Origin of the sequence: uncultured Methanobrevibacter sp. (assembly GCF_902801725.1) — an archaeon.
Classification (GTDB): domain Archaea; phylum Methanobacteriota; class Methanobacteria; order Methanobacteriales; family Methanobacteriaceae; genus Methanocatella.
The window spans coordinates 30,497-50,383 of sequence record NZ_CADCJB010000010.1 but is presented as its reverse complement, the minus strand read 5'-3'; the positions used below and the strand labels follow the sequence as shown (position 1 = coordinate 50,383).

General features: G+C 34.6%; 10 protein-coding genes and 1 pseudogene. 10 read left to right on the top strand and 1 reads right to left on the bottom strand.

The window, feature by feature from the left end:
• Nucleotides 1–411: pseudogene (locus QZV68_RS03105) on the top strand (AAA family ATPase); the annotation flags it as partial.
• Between the two features lie 116 nt (nt 412–527).
• Here QZV68_RS03105 and QZV68_RS03100 read toward each other — a convergent pair.
• Nucleotides 528–704, bottom strand: coding sequence for a hypothetical protein (locus tag QZV68_RS03100; protein WP_296878490.1), 177 nt, complete (start codon nt 702–704; stop codon nt 528–530).
• Between the two features lie 88 nt (nt 705–792).
• Here QZV68_RS03100 and QZV68_RS03095 point away from each other — a divergent pair, with 88 nt between their 5' ends.
• From QZV68_RS03095 to QZV68_RS03055, 9 genes are all read left to right on the top strand, one after another.
• A complete protein-coding gene (locus tag QZV68_RS03095; protein ID WP_296878488.1) occupies nt 793–1,215 on the top strand; it encodes an archease in 423 nt (140 codons plus the stop codon).
• Between the two features lie 33 nt (nt 1,216–1,248).
• On the top strand, nt 1,249–1,569 hold the full coding sequence (locus tag QZV68_RS03090) for a hypothetical protein (RefSeq protein ID WP_296878485.1): 321 nt from the start codon (nt 1,249–1,251) through the stop codon (nt 1,567–1,569).
• A 99-nt stretch (nt 1,570–1,668) separates the two neighbouring features.
• Entirely contained in the window at nt 1,669–2,616 is a 948-nt protein-coding gene (locus QZV68_RS03085; RefSeq protein WP_296878483.1) for an alpha/beta fold hydrolase, read from the top strand.
• Between the two features lie 133 nt (nt 2,617–2,749).
• Nucleotides 2,750–4,198, top strand: coding sequence for an RtcB family protein (locus tag QZV68_RS03080; protein ID WP_296878481.1), 1,449 nt, complete (start codon nt 2,750–2,752; stop codon nt 4,196–4,198).
• A gap of 5 nt (nt 4,199–4,203) precedes the next feature.
• Complete coding sequence (gene mtnP / locus QZV68_RS03075) at nt 4,204–4,962, top strand: S-methyl-5'-thioadenosine phosphorylase (RefSeq protein WP_296878479.1); 759 nt, start codon at nt 4,204–4,206, stop codon at nt 4,960–4,962.
• 83 nt (nt 4,963–5,045) lie between these two features.
• Entirely contained in the window at nt 5,046–5,366 is a 321-nt protein-coding gene (locus QZV68_RS03070; protein WP_296878477.1) for a NifB/NifX family molybdenum-iron cluster-binding protein, read from the top strand.
• Between the two features lie 69 nt (nt 5,367–5,435).
• Nucleotides 5,436–6,830 carry a glutamate--cysteine ligase gene (locus QZV68_RS03065; RefSeq protein WP_296878475.1) on the top strand — a complete coding sequence of 465 codons (1,395 nt, stop codon included), beginning with the start codon at nt 5,436–5,438 and terminating at the stop codon, nt 6,828–6,830.
• Between the two features lie 403 nt (nt 6,831–7,233).
• Nucleotides 7,234–7,815, top strand: a complete 582-nt coding sequence (locus QZV68_RS03060; protein WP_296878474.1) for a 30S ribosomal protein S3ae — start codon at nt 7,234–7,236, stop codon at nt 7,813–7,815.
• Nucleotides 7,816–8,315: 500 nt separating this feature from the next.
• A complete protein-coding gene (locus QZV68_RS03055) occupies nt 8,316–18,983 on the top strand; it encodes an Ig-like domain repeat protein (RefSeq protein WP_296878472.1) in 10,668 nt (3,555 codons plus the stop codon).
• Nucleotides 18,984–19,887 lie beyond the last annotated feature (904 nt).

Here is a 19,887-nt window from a genome sequence, read left to right as displayed (position 1 = left end):
CAGATTGCAATGTATACCTATGAAAACGGGGATTTGAGAATAGGAATCAACCTTCTAAAATCCTGCGGAAATATTGCCGAAGCCGACGCCAGCAGAGAAATTTTAGAAAAACACTATGAAAAGGCCATTGACTCGCTTGTATCTGTAAATATCGAACGTACTATTAATTCTTTAAACGACACTGAAAAGGCTATTTTAAAAATAATAGCTGATTATGATGGTGTTTATACTGCGGGAGAACTGTTTGAATTATTTGAGGATAAAACCGGCGCTCGTCGCTCTTCATTCAATAGGACATTGGACAAACTGGAATTTGTTAGGTTGATTGATACTAAATTTACAGGAAAAGGGGTTAAGGGAAATTCCCGTGAAATTATATTGCGTTTTAACCCCGATGAATATGTCATCTAATTTTCCTGCGGGAAATTAGTTTCTGTTAACATTAGATTTTGCATGGTAAGCTTTATCTAATGTGCAGCCTTAAGGGTTTGGTATTGTATTTTTTTTCAAAAATAGTTGCACCAAGTTTAGAGCAAACCTGGTGTTGCTGCTACAACAGAAATAACGGATAATAGTAATGCAACTATCACGCAAAGCATTACCATGCAAGATTGAATATCATAGTCACTGTATCTTATTTCATCTTTTATTGAACTTTTTTTTCTTAAATCTGCTTTTAATGTGGTGTCTTTATTGCCAAACATATCAATCACTATACTTATTATTATTAAAATTCTAATATAAACTAAGAGATAGAGAGCATTTGGAAAGTAATATTCTGGGGTAAAAATCATGAAAAAATATGAGTATTTTGATGTAACTGCTGACATTGGATTCAAAGCTTATGGGAATAATTTAAATGAGGCTTTTGAAAATGCAGGATTGGCTATTTTTAATATAATTTCAGATACTTCCAATATATCTTCAGATATTTCCAAATCATTTGAAATAACTTCGGAAGATGAAGTTTCCTTGCTGTATGATTACCTTGAAGAGTTGCTGTTTTGCCATGAAGTGGATTTTATGCTTTTTTCCAGTTTTGATGTTGAAATAGAAAAGTTTGACGGAGCTTTTAATCTCAAAGCAACAATCTGCGGTGAACCAATCGATTGGCAAAAACATGAAAGAAAAACAGAAATTAAGGCAATAACATTTCATATGATGGATGTCAAAAAAATCAATCACTATGAGCTTCAGGCTATTGTCGATTTGTAAGTTATTTATAATATAAAAACCATATATTTTAATATGAAACGACGTAAAACTATTTCAAGAACTTTTGAAACGATTTTGGGTATTTTAGGTTCCATTATTGGAATAACTTCCGGCTCTTTTTTAATTTTTATCGAAAGTTTTGGGCAGGTACACACTTCATTTTTAGGTTTCATTGCAATATTGGCTTCTATTTTGGGAATCATTTCAACATATTACTTGAGAAAAAATGAGGAATTGGCAGGTATAGGCTTTTTAATAGCAACTATGTTTGTCATTGTCGGTGCGGATTATATTAATGTGATTAGCGCATTGTTTCTGCTTACTGCAGGTATATTGACACTATTTCGGAAGTAGTTTTGCCGATTGTTATCAAAATACTTAAATATTTTTAAGTAATACCTATTATTGATGTCTAGTATTTTTAATTCATTAAACGAAAGGGGAATTCACGTGATGGATTCTTTTGAATTTGAATATGGGAGAGTTCTTGACAATGTTGCAGTTGAATATTCAACTTATGGAACTCCAAAATATGATGATGACGGTTACATTACCAATGCAATCATATTCTCCTCTACCTTTCGGGGAATTTACTCATTTTTAAGCAATTCCCATAGTTATATAATAGACAATAGCAATTTTGCTGATGAATTTTATTTTATCATTATACGCTCTTTGGGAACTCCAGGTTCATGTTCTCCATCATCAACAGGATTGAATGATGATTTTCCAAGTTATAACTGCCGAGATCAGGTAAACTTCAAAAGGCAGTTTCTGGATGAAAAATTCAAAATTAAAAAGATTTTGGGTTTGATTGGTGAAGGGATTGGCGGATTTCAGGTTTTGACATGGGCTTGTGAATATCCTGATGAAATGAAATTTATATTTGTTGTAAACAGCGCCGCTAAAGTTTCCGGTTACAGATTCATCATTTCAAAGACTTTTGAAGCTATAATTGAATCTGTAGATGATTTGGGTGATGAATATAGTGCATCTAAAAATAAAGCGCTCCTTGCAATTAACGCATTGCTTTTTGCCCACTCATCCTCCAAATTTGCATTTGATAATTTTGATAATGATGATATTTCTGTGATTTTTGAGGATTTTGCTGATGAATGCTTCTTTAGGGACATCTACGATTTCAAATTCAGAAACGAATGCGACATGAAATTTGATGTTGTCAATAAATTATCGGATATAAAGGCTAAATCTCTTTTTGTTGGAACAAACAATAATTATTTCCATTCAATATTAGATACAGGTTTATTCAGGGATAATGTTCCAGATTCAGTAGTTTTAATTCAAGAAAATACTAAAAAAGAGTATTATTTCAAGGAAGAGGACTATGCTCTTATGGGGGATAAGGTTATTTCCTTTTTAAACCAGTTTGTTGATGAATAATTTTTTTTTTAAGCGTCTTTGGGATATTCTATTTTTTTTATTTTTCACATATTTTTTCATTTTTCCTGATTTTACCGAAACTTTATTTAAATATCTCCTATAAATATTAAAGCATAATAATTCTGTGATTTTTATGACTATTAAAGACGAAATTAAAAAAGTTAGGGATAATGTTTATGAAATTTCAGGCTCTTACAACAAACAGATGAGAGCTTCTGGAAGATTCTACATTGATGACGAAAGCTTTGAGAATTTGGAAGAGGGTGCTGTACAGCAAATCGTTAATGTCGCCTGTCTTCCGGGCGTTCAGAAATACTCTATCGGACTTCCTGATATTCACTTCGGATACGGTTTTCCAATAGGGGGTGTTGCTGCATTCAGCTTAAGGACAGGTATCGTATCTCCTGGAGGTGTCGGATTTGACATTAACTGTGGTGTAAGGTTAATTAAGTCAAATCTGACTGTTGAAGATATTGAAGAACATATAGATGAGCTTACAGAAAAGCTATTTGAAAATATACCTTCAGGCGTTGGAAGCAAAGGCAAAATAAGACTCGAAGAAGGTGAAATCGACAAGGTTCTCGATTTTGGAGCTGAATGGGCTGTTGAAAATGGATACGGGTGGAGCGAAGATCTTGAAGTTCTTGAAGAAAACGGCCGTATGGTTGATGCTGACTCAAGTGTCGTATCCGATAAAGCTAAAAAAAGAGGAATTCCTCAATTAGGTTCACTTGGTTCAGGAAACCACTTTTTGGAAATCCAAGTCGTTGATGAAATCTATAATGAGGAAGTGGCTGAGGTATATGGTCTTTCCAAAGGAATGATTGTCATAATGATTCATACAGGTTCCAGAGGATGCGGGCACCAAATCTGTTCCGATTACTTGAGAATAATGGACAAGGCTTATAAAAATTATAAAATCAATATTGCTGACAGGCAACTTGCATGTGCTCCACTTGACTCAAAAGAGGCTCAAAACTATATAATGGCAATGTCTGCAGCAGCAAATTATGCATGGGCAAACAGACAAATGATAACTCATTGGGTTCGTGAAACATTTGAAGATGTACTTGGAAAGTCTGCAAAAGATATGGAAATGAATATTCTTTATGATGTGGCTCATAATATCGCTAAAATGGAAAACCATAAGGTTTATAACCGTGAAGAGGATTTGCTTGTTCACAGAAAAGGAGCGACCCGTGCATTCGGTCCTGGAAATGAAGAAGTTCCTGAAAAATACAGAGATGTTGGACAGCCGGTATTGATTCCGGGAACTATGGGGACTGCATCATATGTATTGCACGGAACTGAAGTTGCAATGGAGGAAACATTCGGATCCACAGCTCATGGTGCAGGAAGAGTATTGTCAAGGTCTCAGGCTAAGAAGGATTACTCCGCAGATGAAATTACCGAAGACATGGAAAACAGAGGAATTAAAATCAAGGCCAGCAGTAAGCATGTAATTGCCGAAGAGGCTCCTGGAGCTTATAAAGATGTGGATAGTGTTGTTCGCGTATCTGATAGCACAGGAATTGCAAAATTGGTTGCACGTGTTAAACCATTGGCTGTTACAAAAGGATGATGTTGATGATTGGTATAATCGGCGGCAGCGGGGTATATGAAATTACCAACAAGGCTGACAAATGCACTAAAAAACTGGTTGAAACCGATTACGGTGATGTGGAAGTTTCCATTTTGGATATATTTTCAAAAAAGGTGGCTTTCATTCCTCGCCACGCATCAGGCCATAGCATTCCTCCCCACAAAATCAATTTCAGAGCCAATATTGATGCATTGAAAAATGTTGGTGTTACAAAGATAATTGCTACAAACTCTGTAGGGTCCATGAATTTGGAGATGCCTCCAGGTTCATTCGTTATCCCAGATGATTTTTTAGATTTTTCACAGAATAGAGTAAAAACATTTTATGAAGATAAAGTGGTCCATATAGATGTTACAGAACCTTATTGTGGCAATTTGAAGGATGTTTTGGATAAATCAGGGGATGTGATTTTAGGCGGAACATATGTCTGTACAGAAGGACCAAGATTCGAGACTCCTGCTGAAATTAAAATGTTTAAAATGCTTGGAGGCGATCTTGTGGGAATGACTGGCGTTCCTGAAGTTACTTTGGCTCGTGAAAGGGAAATGTGCTATAATTCAATCTGCATCGTATCCAATTATGCTTCAGGAATTTCAGATGATGCTCTGACAATTGATGAAGTTTTCGAAATGGTTGCTGAAAAAGAAGTTGAGCTACTTGAATTGATATATAATTTTATAAAAAATGTTGATGATGAAGCAGATTGCACATGTCTTCATGCATTAGATGGTGCAGAAGTTTAAAATCATTATAATTGCAAGAGCATTTAATTAAATGTCATGTTTGATTGAATGCTTTTTTTTAAATTAATATGTAGGTGAGTGAAATGAGATTGGCTGTTGTATCTTCCGATGGTGAAAATGTAGATTTGCATCTTGGAAAAGGAAAATCTGTTTATGTTTATGATTGGGATGACAAATTGGAATTTGTCGAAAAAAGGGACATTGAAATTGCTGAAGATTCAAAACATCAGGGCGGTAAGGTATTGAAAACTTGCAGTGACTGTGATGTTTTAATTGCTGTTCAATATGGGTTCAAATCAAAAATAAAAGCAGATGACCAAGGCATTAAATTGGTAATGGATGAAGGACCGATTGATGAGGTGTTGCAAAGATATATTGATCATGTTAATTTCATGAAAAGTTAACTTTTCATCTTATTTTTAATAATATTTAAATAACGCAAGTTATATAGTAAGTAACAGTAGGGGATTTAAATGGATTTATCAAATTTGTGTAAATTATCTGCTGATGAAATATTAAAAGGCTCTTTTGGAATTGAATGGGAAAGTCTTAGAGCCTATTCTGATGGTAAACTATCTTTAACACCGCACCCTGAAGTTTTTGGAGATAAGTTAAAGAATCCCCTGATAACTACTGATTTTTCTGAAAGCCAAATTGAAATAATAACACCTACTTTTGACTCAATTGATGAAGCATTTAATGTATTCTCTCTTTTGGCGGATTTGGTCAATGCTTCCCTTCCGGATGATGAATATCTATGGTTTCAGTCAATTCCATGCATATTGCCATATACGGAAAAGATTCCTATTGCAAGGTATGGTGAAGAAGGTGAGGCATCTGAAAAATACCGAATTGAACTGGCTAAAAAGTACGGATTTAAAAAGCAGATGATTTCAGGCGTTCATTTTAACTTTTCTTTTGCTGAAGATGTTTTGGGGAAGTTATATAAAATCACAGGTGTTGATTCTTCTTATAGGGAATTTAAAAATCAGGTCTATTTGAAGATTGCCCGAAATTACCTGAGGCATTGCTGGCTGATTATCTATCTGACAGGATGCTCAATTGGCTTGCATGATTCCTTTTCAAAGGACTGCATTCACCTGATGGATGCCCGAGATATGTATGGCAGTTATTATAGTACTAAAGGACCATCATTTAGGAATTCTTCATGCGGATATAAAAATTTAAAGGATTTGCGCCCTAGTTATGAATCTGTAGAAGCTTTTACTCGGGATGTGCAGTCATTTATTGATGCAGGGGATTTGTCCGAAGCAAAAGAACTCTACACTCAAATCAGATTGAAGCCAAAAGATCCATCAGACATGTTGAATTCACTTAAAGATGATGGAATTGAGTATGTTGAAATAAGAACTCTTGATATTAATCCGTTTTATAAATGTGGTCTTATACGTCATGATATGGAATTTTTGCACTTGTTTTTAATTTATATGCTGATTAAAAATGAATCAGATTATGAAGATTGGCAAAAGGAAGCAAAAATTAATGAGGAAAAAACTGCTGAAGGGGCATATGATGATAAAATGAGGCTTTTAAGGGATGGTGAGGAAATCACTCTTAAAAAATGGGCTTCTGAAATCATCAATGAGATGCATGGCATGTGTGAGGTGCTGAACCTTGATGAGGACAACACACTGAAATTGATGCTCGACCGTATAGCAGACCCTCAATTGACCTATGGTAAAAGGCTATTGAAGCTGATTAGCCAAAGGGGATATATAAACACTCATATGATGCTTTCCATGAGCAACAAGAAGACCAGCAAGGATTTTGTAAACAATATGGACGTTGATGAGTGTGGATTGTATAAGAAATATGTTCCTATTGCACTTTTCAATCGTCAGCAATAAGTAATTTTAGGGCTTATTTTCGTCATTTAAAGCATTATTTGCTGTTTTTTGTGGATGATTTTGTGATGAATTTTCAAAATATATTTTTTGAAATCTTCATTTTTTTTAAAATTTGGGTCGATTTTAAAAATCTTTATATACCATGAATAAAATAATTAAAAATAACCTTTATGGGCGGGTTTTATTAATTAAAACTTAATTACAAATATTTTCTTTAAATAAAGTGAGAATAACTCACAATAGTCAAATAACTGATTATAAATCAATAATTATTTATAATCCTTATTGCAGTACAGTTAGTATTATATTGGTTAAATACTGTATTTTTAGACTATTTTTAAAATTTTAATAGCGAAAGCTATATTTATTATATAATATTACTTATTAAAAAACGGTTGATATAATGGCAAAAGCAAAAGCAAGACGTAGAGTACGTGATACATGGAAAGAAAAATCCTGGTATACTATCAAAACACCAGTGAACTTTGAAGATAAAGAAATTGGAGAAACTCCTGCAAGAGACCCTGAACTTCTCATCGGAAGAGGCGTAGAAGTTACTATGAGAGAATTAACTGGAGATTTCTCAAAACAATACATCAAACTCAGGTTTGAAATTGATAATGTTGCAGGTGATGTTGCAAACACAAAATTCACTGGCCACAAAACCACTACTGATTATGTAAGAAGTATGATTAGAAGAGGAACCTCCAGAATCGATGCTTCCGCAGTAGTTACAACTAAAGATGATCGCAAAATCAAACTCCAAGTTTTAGCAGTAACTATCAGAAGAGCTAAATCTTCCCAACAAAAATACATGAGAAGTGTTATCGAAGATTTACTCAGACAAACCGCTGCTGAAAAATCATTTGATGATTTGGTAAAAGTTTGCGTAAACGGTAAATTAGCATCTGAAATTTACCACAATGCTAAAAAAATCTACCCTCTCAAAAGAGTAGAAATCATTAAAAGTAAAGTAATTGAATAATTGCTTTTCATTTCTTTTTTTATTTTTAAATTTTTCATCTGATTCATTTTTATGGCATTTTTTTCATTTTTCTTGTATATTGTAGATTTTTATTAGTTTAAAAAAGATATTGTTTTATTTTCTAGTTAATTATTAATTTTTTTTAAATTGATAAATATGTTTATTCTTTTTTCATTTTTATTTACAGTTTAGCAAATTTTCTTATTTTTTGACAAGGTATGTTGTTTATCGTCTATTGTAGAATGAATAATTTTTATAGAATTTTTTTAAAATTTTAAATATCATTTCATTTATTTTTCATTTTTAAACAGTCGAATTATCTTGTTTCATTTTTATAAAATATTTTTAATATTTTTTGGAAAAAATAAAAGAAAAGCATATATATCTTAAATATATAATTAATAATATTCAGGCAAGCTTATTAGTATTATATTGTTGAAAAATGAGGTTGTAATTTAATGAATACGAGACAAATACTTGTTATTTGTTGTTTGTTCATCGTGTTTTTTTCTGTTATGACTATTGCTTCAGCAAACGATAATGTTAATAATATTTCTTTGTCTGCTGCAAATGATCAAAACACCATTCAGATGACAGACAACCATAATGAGATTTTGCAAGATCCGCCCGGAACTTTCTCTGAACTTGAAAGTGAAATCCAATCAACTCCGGAAGACAATACATTACTGTTAAGTAAGAATTATACATATTCTGGTGGCCATGTAATTGACATTTCAAAAAGCATAACAATAAATGGTCAGAACAACGAATTGGATGCAGAAAAGGAAGGGGCTATTTTTAATATCGCAGGAAATTCCCACGTTACTTTAAAAAACATTATCTTCGTTAATGCAAAAGGCATTGATGGTAGTGCAGTTAAAGTAAATCCTGGGTCCTCAGTAGATATTATTAATTGTACATTCAATAATAACAATGCTACCAATTATGGTGGTGCTGTTTATATTGAATCGGATAATTCCGGCAAAATCTCCAAAATAACAAATTCATATTTTAATAATAATAATGCTTTTAAAGGTGGTGCAATTTATATCAGCGCACCCAATACCATTATTAACCTCACAGCTTTCAATGAAAACACTGCAGTCGATGACGGTGCTGGAGTGTATGTTGCTGGAGATTATTGTAATATAACCAGTTCCAATTTTACCAAAAATATTGCATGGGATGACGGTGCTGCAGTATACTGGGAAGGTAATAACGGTACAATATTCAATATATCCTGTGTAGGAAATAGAGGTATAAGCGGATATAATCCAACCGAAGGAAAGAATTCTACTTCTAAAGGTGGGTCAATCTGTCTTACCGGTTCCAATGTTACAATAAGCAAATCCAATTTCACTGATAGCAGTGTCAAATCTAATGGTGGCGCTCTATTCATCACCGGTAATGAAAATGATATAGTTGAATGTTTATTTGGTAGCTGCGCTTCTACTGGTCAAAACGGTGGTGCTTTGTACATTATTGGAAATAATACAAATATCCTTGGATGTGAATTTGAAAACTGTAATGCTAACTTATCTGGTGGTGTTATTTATGTGGAAGGTCATGATGCCTTAATCGATCATGGCAAATTCACAGGAAATGGCGCTAATTTGGAAGGTGCTGCGTTATATGTTGCAGGGGATAATTGTACTTTGTCCAATTCTACATTTACAGGCAACATTGCTGGCGACGATGGTGGTGCAGTATACTGGAAAGGTGATAACGGTATTATATACAATATCACATGTAATAATAATAAAGGTATAAGTAAAACAAAACCTGATGGTGTTAATACTTCAAGTACCCGTGGAGGTACATTATCTGTTATAGGAAATAATCTGACCCTTTCAAAATCAAGTTTTACAGCTAGTGAAGCTTACATTGATGCGGGTAAAGACTCTTCTAAAGTGGATGGAGGAGCAATTTTCATCACAGGAAATGACGTAATAATTAATGAAACTGAATTTAAAGACTGTACTGCTGTTAATAATGGTGGTGCAATTTATATTATAGGTAACAACACTCAAATCTTAAACTGTTCTTTTGACGCAACTCAGGCATATATTGGTGGTGCAATATTTATCGACGGTCTCAATACTCTTGTAAATGATTCATTGTTCAGGCATAATCTTGCATCAGGCCACAGCGCAGAAGGCGTCTTAGGCGGTTCCGGTGGTGCAATATATGTGCAGGGTGATAGTGCAACCATTTCAAACTCTGACTTTGCATATGGTGATGCCATTAATTACGGTGGTGCCATATCAGTATGGGGTGATGATGTAAACATCACTGAAAACGTATTTGATAATTGTACAACCACTCTCTATGATGGTGGTTCAATATTTATTTATGGTGCAGATGCATCCATTTCACGTTCAAACTTTACAAGAAGTACAGCTAAAAATGATTATGCTCACGGTGGAGCAATCGAAATTAGTGGTAGTGATGCTAAGGTTTTGGATTGTAACTTTGAATACTGTTATGCATATTTAGGTGGAGTTATCCATATAAGCGGTTCCAATACTTTGGTTGACAATTCTACTTTCAAACATTCTTCAAAATATAATAGGAAAGATCCATATCAGGGCAGTGCAATTTATGTAGATGGTACTTATGCTAATATTTCAAAATCTAATTTCTCAGATTATTCCTCTAGGATGGAAGGTGGTGCTGTTTACATTAATGGTGCTTATACAGTTATAAATGGGTCTAATTTTGATAATTGTCAAGGTACTTCTGGTGGAGACATCTATGTATTTGGTAACTATGCTAAAATTTATGATTCCACATTCGAATCAAGTACTGCAACATATGGTGGTGCTGTCTATTTATACGCATGGGGTGCTTTAATCAAGGATTCCAATGTTACAGATTGTATTGCCAATAAAGATGGCGGAGCTATTTATGTTGCCGGTGGTGGTACAAACATTGCCGGAAGCAAATTCGAGGGATGCATAGCTAAAGGTAATGTTGTAAATGTTGATGGTGGGGGTGCTATTTACATTGATGGGCCGGACACTCACATTACAACATCACAATTCAATAACAATGAAGTTTATGGTAATTATGCTCAAGGTGGAACAATTTATGTTAAAGGTGAAAGGACAATTATTGAGGAATCCAACTTTAATAAAAGTCACGCTTCTAGAGATGGGGGAATCATTTACATTGTAGGTGAACAGGCGGTTATTAAATCATCTACATTCAATAACAGTTTTTCTTCTAGAAATGGTGGGGCAATAACTATTAATGGAACTAATACCACAATTGAAGGCTCTAAATTTGAAAATGTCTATTCTAATAGTAATGGTGGAGCAATATATGTGGATGGTCAGGAAACAAAAATTCGTTATTCCTCATTTTATGAATGTGTTGCCAAAGGATCAAATTCTGGAGGCGCAATTTATATTGATGATGTAAAAACTGTTGTTGCATTTTCCAACTTCACTTTATGTGCTGCAAATACGGCAGGTGCAATATACATTAACGGAGAGAACACCCAGATTATGTACTGTAATCTAGATAATAATACAGCAAAGTCTGCAGGTGCTATTATGGTTTTTGGAAATGATACTATCATATCCAACACTAATTTCACATGCAACAATGCAACATATACTGATGGTGGTGCTTTGGATATTGGTGGTTCAAATGCATCAGTGTATTCATGCTGGTTTGACCGCAATGATGCAGTAAGAAACGGAGGTGCCATTAACTGGAAAGGAGGTCATGGTGACGATACTATTTTAGGTTCTACATTCACTAATAATGCATGTCATGGTTCTAAAGAAGGTGGAGGCGCAATTTTCTGGACTGCCGGTGATCCTAACTTTATTCCTCCTGGTGGTTTGATTTTAAATTGTATTTTCATCAACAATACTGCATATGGGCATCACGGTGGTGCTATCGACTGGTATTATGCAAGTAACAGTACTATCAATAACTGTCTGTTTGTTAACAATACAGCATATGGTGACGGTGGTGCTCTTTACACTGGTGACCAGGGCGGTAAAGGTTATCGTTTAATGATGTCCAATAATCAATTTTACAATAACACTGCAAAAAAACATGGTGGTGCTATTGCAAATCAAATGAGTGATTCATGGATTTACAACAATACCTTTGACGGTAACAAAGCTATGGCCAGTGGTGGAACAATCATTATGAAAGAAAAGCATGCTGACGGTTCAGTAATTGACCATTGTTATATATACAATTCTTACACTAATCAAACTTATCCAGGTAACACATATGGTTTAGGTGGTGCTGCAATTCGTATTGGTTCGGAAGATGAAAATATTACAATTTCCAATTGTGCTATCATAAATTCTACAGCCAATAAGAATTGGGGTGGAGCTATTTACGTAGAAAGTAAATTTTCTTCTTTAATTAATGTCACTATTCAAAATGTTGAGGTGCTTGATGGATATGGTGGTGCCATATATTGGACTGGAGCCAACGGTAAGATGAATAATGTAACAATATTCAATTCTTCATCAAATATTATTGATAATAGTAAAAGTGAATCTGCTAACGGTGGTGCCATTTATTTAAGAACTACTGATTGTATATTGGATGATATTAAAATATCCAAGTCATCTACAAATAATAATTATCAAAGCAATACAAAATCAGGTAATGGTGGAGCTATTTGCGTTATCGGAGCTTCCAATAAACTGACCAATATTCAAATTGATGATTCATCTGCTTCATCTGTAAAAATGAACTTTAATGGTGGTGCTATTTATTGGGATGGTAATTCAGGTACTTTAATAAACGCTTCCATTTCAAATACACTAGCCAACGGTCGTGGAGGAGCAATCTACTGGAAAGGTAACAATCCTACTATCAGCGACATATATATTGAATACTCTCAAACAAATGTCACAAATTCAGCAAATAGTGCTGATGGTGGTGCAATTTATTTGGATAATGTCCACAGTTTAAATAATGTATACATCATTAATGCACTGGCTTCAAGAGATACTGGTGATATTCACGGCGGGGCTATTTGCTTCCAAAATGCTCAGGGCATAAATTCTATGAATAATGTTACTGTCATAGGGTCACGTGCTTCAACAGGAAATGGAAACTCTTATGGTGGAGCTGTTTATTTGTATGCGAAATCTGATGACTTTAATGTTTATAATTCTTCATTTGTAGAAAATACTGCTGATTATGGTGGTGCAGTATATAGTGTTAGACCTACTAATATCTGGAACACTTCCTTTAGGGGCAATGTTGCTCTTGATGGTGGTGCTTTATTTGGATATGGAATTGCTGGAGATGATGTATTGAACAATGCCTCATTTTCACACAACAGTGCTAAGAGAGGTGGAGCAATCTTCATAGATAATCATCAAATCAGAATATATGATTCTTCCTTGGAATTCAACACTGCTGAGGAAAAGGGTGGTGCCATATACTATAATAATGTTAACATGAATCATAACAGAAATACTGAAATCACAAGAACCAACTTAACCAACAATACTGCATTCCAAGGTTCTGCAATATATGGAAATAAGTTCAGAAACGTCTATTTGCAGGATGTTGTTCTTCTAGACAACCAGGCAAATTCAAATAAATTCATAGAAAAGGCTGTTGGCTATGATGAGCATGGAAATAATTACACTACTGCAGTATTTGTGGGATTCGACAATCTGTTAAATGCAATTTGGCACGATGGTAATGATTTCATTTCCTGTGACAATGTAACCTACTGGGATGTTGGAGGAAGAACTGTAACCTATTCTCCACCAGAAAAAAGCGATAGGGAAGCAAATATAAATGTAACAGTCGAAACATACAATGGCCTCGGTCAGAGGATAAACGTTGCAAACTTAACCACTGATGAGAATGGTAGGATTTATTACATATTTGATGCTAAAGAAGGTGAAGAATACTACTTTGCATATGTTCATGAATCTGACAGGTATTATACCTATTTAAGAGATACATTGTCCAACAGAAGTCTTGTAAACCTTTTTGTTAATAGTCCAATTCATTATGGTGACTATCAAAGTTTCCTTATCTATCTGACAGATGGTGCATGGGGTGACATAAACGGAACTGTTCATATAACATTCAATGATACTGCTCATACATCTTTCCCAGTTAATGTTGTTAACGGCAGTCAAGGTTTTCCTATAAAAGAGGTATTCAATTTGATGCCGGGCACTTATAATGTGACTGCCAGGTATGATGGGGATATAAATCACACAGGTGACTCTGACTGGAAAGTATTTGAAATACTTCCGTATACAGATATGCGCATTGTCAAGGAGTCAAATGTTACAGATATAATCAATGCGACTGATAAAATTGAATTCAAAATTACTGTATACAATGACGGGCCTTGTGATGCTACCAATGTCAGTGTCAGCGAATATCTGGATTATCACCTCCTCATGATTTCCAATACTCCGTCCAAGGGCGTGTATAACTATACCAATAGCACATGGTACATCGGTGATTTGGCTAACGGAACCAATGCAACATTAAAAATTATTGCACAGGTTATTTATTCAGGAAATATTACCAATGCAGTAATGGTGACATGTCATGAAGATGAAATGAACTATACTAATAACCGTTATGCTATTAAAAACATTACTGCAAAGGCTAATGTGGATTTAAATATTACTAAAGAGGTTAATGTCACAGGATTCATCAACGTAACCGATAAAATCAAATTCACTATAACAGTTACAAATAATGGTCCTGCCAATGCTACTGGTGTCTTTGTGGGGGAAACTTTGGATAGTCATCTGGAATTGATTAGCTATGATGCACCTAGAGGCACTACATATGATGGTTATACATGGAATATCGGTATATTGGATAAGGATGAAGTCTTAAAATTAATTATTATCGCTCGAGCTATTTCAGCAGGTAATATTACCAATGCGGTAACAATTACAGGTAACGATAACGATACCAACAAGTCCAACAATAATGACAGCATTAAGAATATCACTGCATTGCCTATTGTCGATTTGGCAATTACCAAAACAGTCAATATCAAAAATACTGTTGTCAATGTGTCTGATATAATCGTATTCACAATAACTCTTAAAAATAAGGGTCCTTGTGATGCTACTGATGTCAATGTGACTGAAGATTTAAGCCCACTCCTTCGTTTGAAATATTATGATGTAACTCACGGATCCTATGATGTGGGTAAGGGTATTTGGCATATCCCTATTTTAACTAATCAGTCTGTTGCGGTTTTAACTATTGAAGCTCAGGTAAAATCTAATGGAACCATTTCAAATGTTGTTGTTGCAACAAGCAGGGAAAACGATACCAACAAGTCCAACAATAAGGACAGCATTAAGAACATCACAGCATTGCCTGTTGTTGATTTGAAAATCACTAAATGGGTTAATGTTTCAGGTGTCGTCAATGTGACTGACAAAATCAAGTTCGTTATAACTGTTTTCAACGCAGGACCGTCTGATGCCACTAATGTTAATGTCAGTGAGGTTTTAAGTCCTTATCTTCATTTGGAATCCTATACTACAAGTGATGGTCGTCGTAATTATGATAAAGATAAAGGTATTTGGTATATCGGTAAGTTAAATGCTCAGTCTCGTCTGGTTTTAACTATTGAAGCTTCCGTAATATCTAACGGAACAATTTCAAATGTTGTTGTTGTAACAAGCAGTGAAAATGATACCAACAAATCCAATAACAGGGATGAAATCGATAATATCACAGCACAGTCTATTGTTGATTTGGAGATTAATAAAACTGTCAATGTCAGCGTTACTAAAATGAATATATACGACTGGCTTGAATTCACAATAACCGTTAAAAATAATGGTCCTTGTAATGCTACATATGTATATGTGGCAGAACCTCTAAGCTTTTCACTTAAAATGAGCAGATATTATACAGACTATGGTAGTTTTGACGGTTATACTTGGAAAATTGGCAATTTAGCTAATGGAAGCACAGCAACTTTAAAGATTGTTGCCCAAATAATGTATTCTGGAAATATTACAAATGAAGTTAATGTTACATGCGCTGAAGTTGATACAAACCTTACCAACAACAGGGACAATATCACTACTATTGTGGTGCGGGCTGAACTTGACAGGGGCGTTACCAAAACAGTCAATGTTACAGGCATCGTCAATGTTACTAACTTAATAAAGTTCACAATCACAGCTTATAACAACGGTCCGTTCAATGCTTCAGGGGTATATGTACTTGAAGGATTGGATCCTCATCTTGAACTGGTTAACTATACTGCACCTAGGAACACTACATATGATGGTTATACCTGGTTTATTGGATTTTTAGATAAAGACGAACATTTGAATTTAACAATTATTGCTCGTGTTACTTCACCGGGTAACTTCACAAATTATGTTAAAATATTCGGTTGGGACAACGACACTGACCCTTCAAATGATGAATTCACTATAGAAAACATTACTGCAATTTCAATTGTGGATGTCAAAATCACAAAGGATGTAAATGTTACAGGCTTTGTCAACGTTACTGATAAAATCAGATTCGAAATTACAGTAACCAATGACGGTCCTTGTAATGCTACAGGAATAGATGTTCTTGAAGCTTTAAGTGACTGTCTTGGTAGTGATTATTACTGGGAAGCGACAAAAGGAATATATGATGGATACACATGGTCTATTGGTGATTTGAAAGTGGGCGAAAGCGCAACTTTAATCATAATAGCAAATGTTACTAAAGTGGGCACCCTTTCAAATGAAGTTAATGTAACAGTCTTTGAAAAGGATACCAACATTACAAATAACCATGCTAACATTACAAACATTACAGTATTGCCGATTGTTGATTTAAAAGTCATTAAAACAGTCGATGTGACTAGAGTAAATGTAACTGATTATATCACATATACAATCAGTCTGATTAACCTGGGACCATGGACTGCTACTGACGTCAATGTATTTGAACATTTAAGTCCGCTGGTAGAATTCGTCAGGTACAATACATGGATTGGTACCTATGACAGTTCAACTAATATCTGGCATATTGACGAATTAATTGTCAATTCTCCTGTATGGCTGGAATTGACTGTTAAAGTGATTGCAAACGGAACCATTGAAAATACTGTAACAGTAACAAGCCATGAAAACGACACTAACAAATCCAACAATAATTACACATCCGATAATGTAACCGCTTTACCGATTGTGGATATTAAGATTGCAAAATCAGTAAACAAAATAGTTGTCAATGTCACTGACCAGGTCATTTACACAATTGTCGTTAAAAATGAAGGTCCTTGCAATGCTACTGGCGTTGTTGTAGTTGATAAATTGGATCCTCGCCTGGAATTCCTATATCTTGACGCCTCACGTAGCGACATTACTTATGACAGCAAATCAGGCATTGCTTTAATAGGTAATTTGAAAGTCAATGAAATTGTTATTTTAAACATAATTGCAAAAGTCATTGGCATTGGTGAAATACCAAACACAGTCAATGTAACTTCAAATGAAAATGACACTGACAAGTCCAACAACAACGGCAGTTCAGATAATGTCACTGCACTTCCAATTGTTGATGTGGAAGTCAACAAGACCGTGAATGTGGTGGAAGCCAGATATGGTGACGATTTGACTTATGTAATCACAGTCCGCAATAATGGACCAAGCGATGCAACAAACGTAAATGTTTTTGAAAAATTATCAGATTATGTAACTCTTGTTCGATATGTTTCAGACAAGGGTACCTATGATGTTGATAAAAACATTTGGTATGTAGGAAATCTTGCAAATGGTGAAACTTCAACATTGACTCTGGTCGTTAAAGTCATTTCACTTGGCATAATTGAGAATTCAGTTGTTGTAACATCTTCTGAAAACGACACTGACCCAACAAACAACAACTACACATCCGACAATGTGACAGTCGTAAGGTTGGATACTCCAATTGAGCTTTACACTTATGATATCACTTATGGCGACGATGAAAATCTCGTAGTGGTATTGCCGGATGATGCAACAGGCACTGTAAACATTACAGTCGGCGGAAGAACATACACCGATGTGCCAATTGAAAACGGTAAAGTCATATTGCCGGTTGATGATCTTGCAGCAGGTAACTACACAGTGGATGTGACCTATGGAGGGGATGTCAACTATGTCCCTAATTCAACATCAGGCACATTCAATGTAGCACGTGCAGTTCCGGTTATCACAATCGAAGTTGTAGACATTTGGGTTGGAGAAATTGAAGTACTCAACGTGACAGTCAATGCTCCAGGTACTGTAAACGTAACCGTCTATGGAATTACAGTAACAATATCTCTTGATAATGGAGTCGTAACAACTGATGTATTGGGTGCCGGTAAAAACAGCTATCTTGGAAATTCAACTTGGAATCTGGTAAACCTTCCTGTTGGTGCTTATCCTGCATTTGCAATATATCCTGGAAATGAAAACTACACAAGCGTCAATATAAGTGACCTGTTCCATGTAAGAAATATTCCGACTAAAATCACTGTTAAGGCCAAAGACATCTATATCGGTGAAGAGGCAATTATCCATATTAAAGTGGGACCAAAAGGCGTTACAGGCAATGTGGATGTTATTGTTGACGGTGTGAAATATGTCGTTCCTATCAGGGACGGAAAGGCAGTACTTTATGTATCTGATTTGCCTGCAGGCAAATATGATGTGTATGTACGCTATAACGGAACTACTGTTTACCTTCCAAGTGATAATTCAACCACATTCAAGGTACACAAGCTAAAACCTCCTGTACATATTGATGCACCTGCAATTACCGTCGGCAAGGATGGTGTGATTACTGTAACCGTTCCTGACGATGCAACCGGTACAATAACAATTGATGTTGATGGCAAAAGGTACATTGCTCCTATTAAGAACGGTAAGGCAATATTTGTCATTCCGGGTCTTAAAGTCGGAAAACATAAGATTGTTGCATATTACTCAGGTGACGATAAGTACTTGTCTGCAAACACAACAGGATCAATCAAGGTCAATCCGTTAGATGAGAATAAGACTGATAATGAAACTACTGTTTCAGGTAAATATTCTCATGGCCGTGCGAGCTTAGAGAAATATCCGACAGGTAATCCTATTTGGATGATTTTATGTGTATTGCTGTCAATTGCTACTATTCGGTTAAATAGGTTTAAAAAATAATTTTGGCTATTGAACATGAATTCTCCTGCTTCTGCAGGGGGAGATGTTCAATACCTCTTATATTTTTACTAAAAATTCTATTTTTCTTTTTTTTAACATTATATTGATTTTACTTTCTTTTTCATGTTTTTATAGGGTTTGCATTTTTGTCCATTTTATTGCAGCATCATGTTAAAGCTAGGGATAACAGTATTCTCACATTAATTACTCTGGCTGATGTTATTTTTTCACTTTTGAAATATCAGAAAATTTAGGAAATGATGTAAATTGTATATTGGATTGTTCAATTCCACCAACAATATTTTTTAAAATTATTCCGGTTGCATTTATTTGAGATTCAGTTTTTGGAATTTTTTGTGAAATCTTGAAATTGACCTTTCAAAATCTATCTAAATGGCTCATTACATATACACTAGTTAGTCAAAATAGGCTATTTTTTTTGATAAAAAATTTGGCCAATGATTCAATATATGGCATTGATGTCCATTTCATAAAACATCTGTCAAGGAATCATCATCACTTCTCTTTCTGCAAGTATGAAAAATTGGCCAGGTAGAGACGGGTGATCAGTTAGGGATGTTACTGCCTGCAGTTTAATTTGGCAGTATCAAAAAATTTAGGAAATAATGTATATTGTATATTTTTGATTTAGTTTTTTTATTTCAATTACAATATCTTTTATCATTTTTTTTAGTCTGTAAAATCATATAATTTAATTAATTGTGGGCCGTATAATCTGTGGTCATATTTTTTTTGCATTGATTTTTTGGAATTTGCTGGAAAATCTTGAAATTGACCTTTCAAAATGCGTCTAAATGGTTCATTACATATACATTTGTTAGTCAAAATAGGCTAGTTTTTTCAGCTAAAAAATTGCCAAATCAAAAAGTTACTGTAGATTTTT

Bases quoted from the DNA above. Each gene is read 5' to 3' on its own strand.
- QZV68_RS03100 (WP_296878490.1), bottom strand. From the start codon at position 704: ATGTTTGGCAATAAAGACACCACATTAAAAGCAGATTTAAGAAAAAAA.
- QZV68_RS03095 (WP_296878488.1), top strand. From the start codon at position 793: ATGAAAAAATATGAGTATTTTGATGTAACTGCTGACATTGGATTCAAA.
- QZV68_RS03090 (WP_296878485.1), top strand. From the start codon at position 1,249: ATGAAACGACGTAAAACTATTTCAAGAACTTTTGAAACGATTTTGGGT.
- QZV68_RS03085 (WP_296878483.1), top strand. From the start codon at position 1,669: ATGGATTCTTTTGAATTTGAATATGGGAGAGTTCTTGACAATGTTGCA.
- QZV68_RS03080 (WP_296878481.1), top strand. From the start codon at position 2,750: ATGACTATTAAAGACGAAATTAAAAAAGTTAGGGATAATGTTTATGAA.
- mtnP (WP_296878479.1), top strand. From the start codon at position 4,204: ATGATTGGTATAATCGGCGGCAGCGGGGTATATGAAATTACCAACAAG.
- QZV68_RS03070 (WP_296878477.1), top strand. From the start codon at position 5,046: ATGAGATTGGCTGTTGTATCTTCCGATGGTGAAAATGTAGATTTGCAT.
- QZV68_RS03065 (WP_296878475.1), top strand. From the start codon at position 5,436: ATGGATTTATCAAATTTGTGTAAATTATCTGCTGATGAAATATTAAAA.
- QZV68_RS03060 (WP_296878474.1), top strand. From the start codon at position 7,234: ATGGCAAAAGCAAAAGCAAGACGTAGAGTACGTGATACATGGAAAGAA.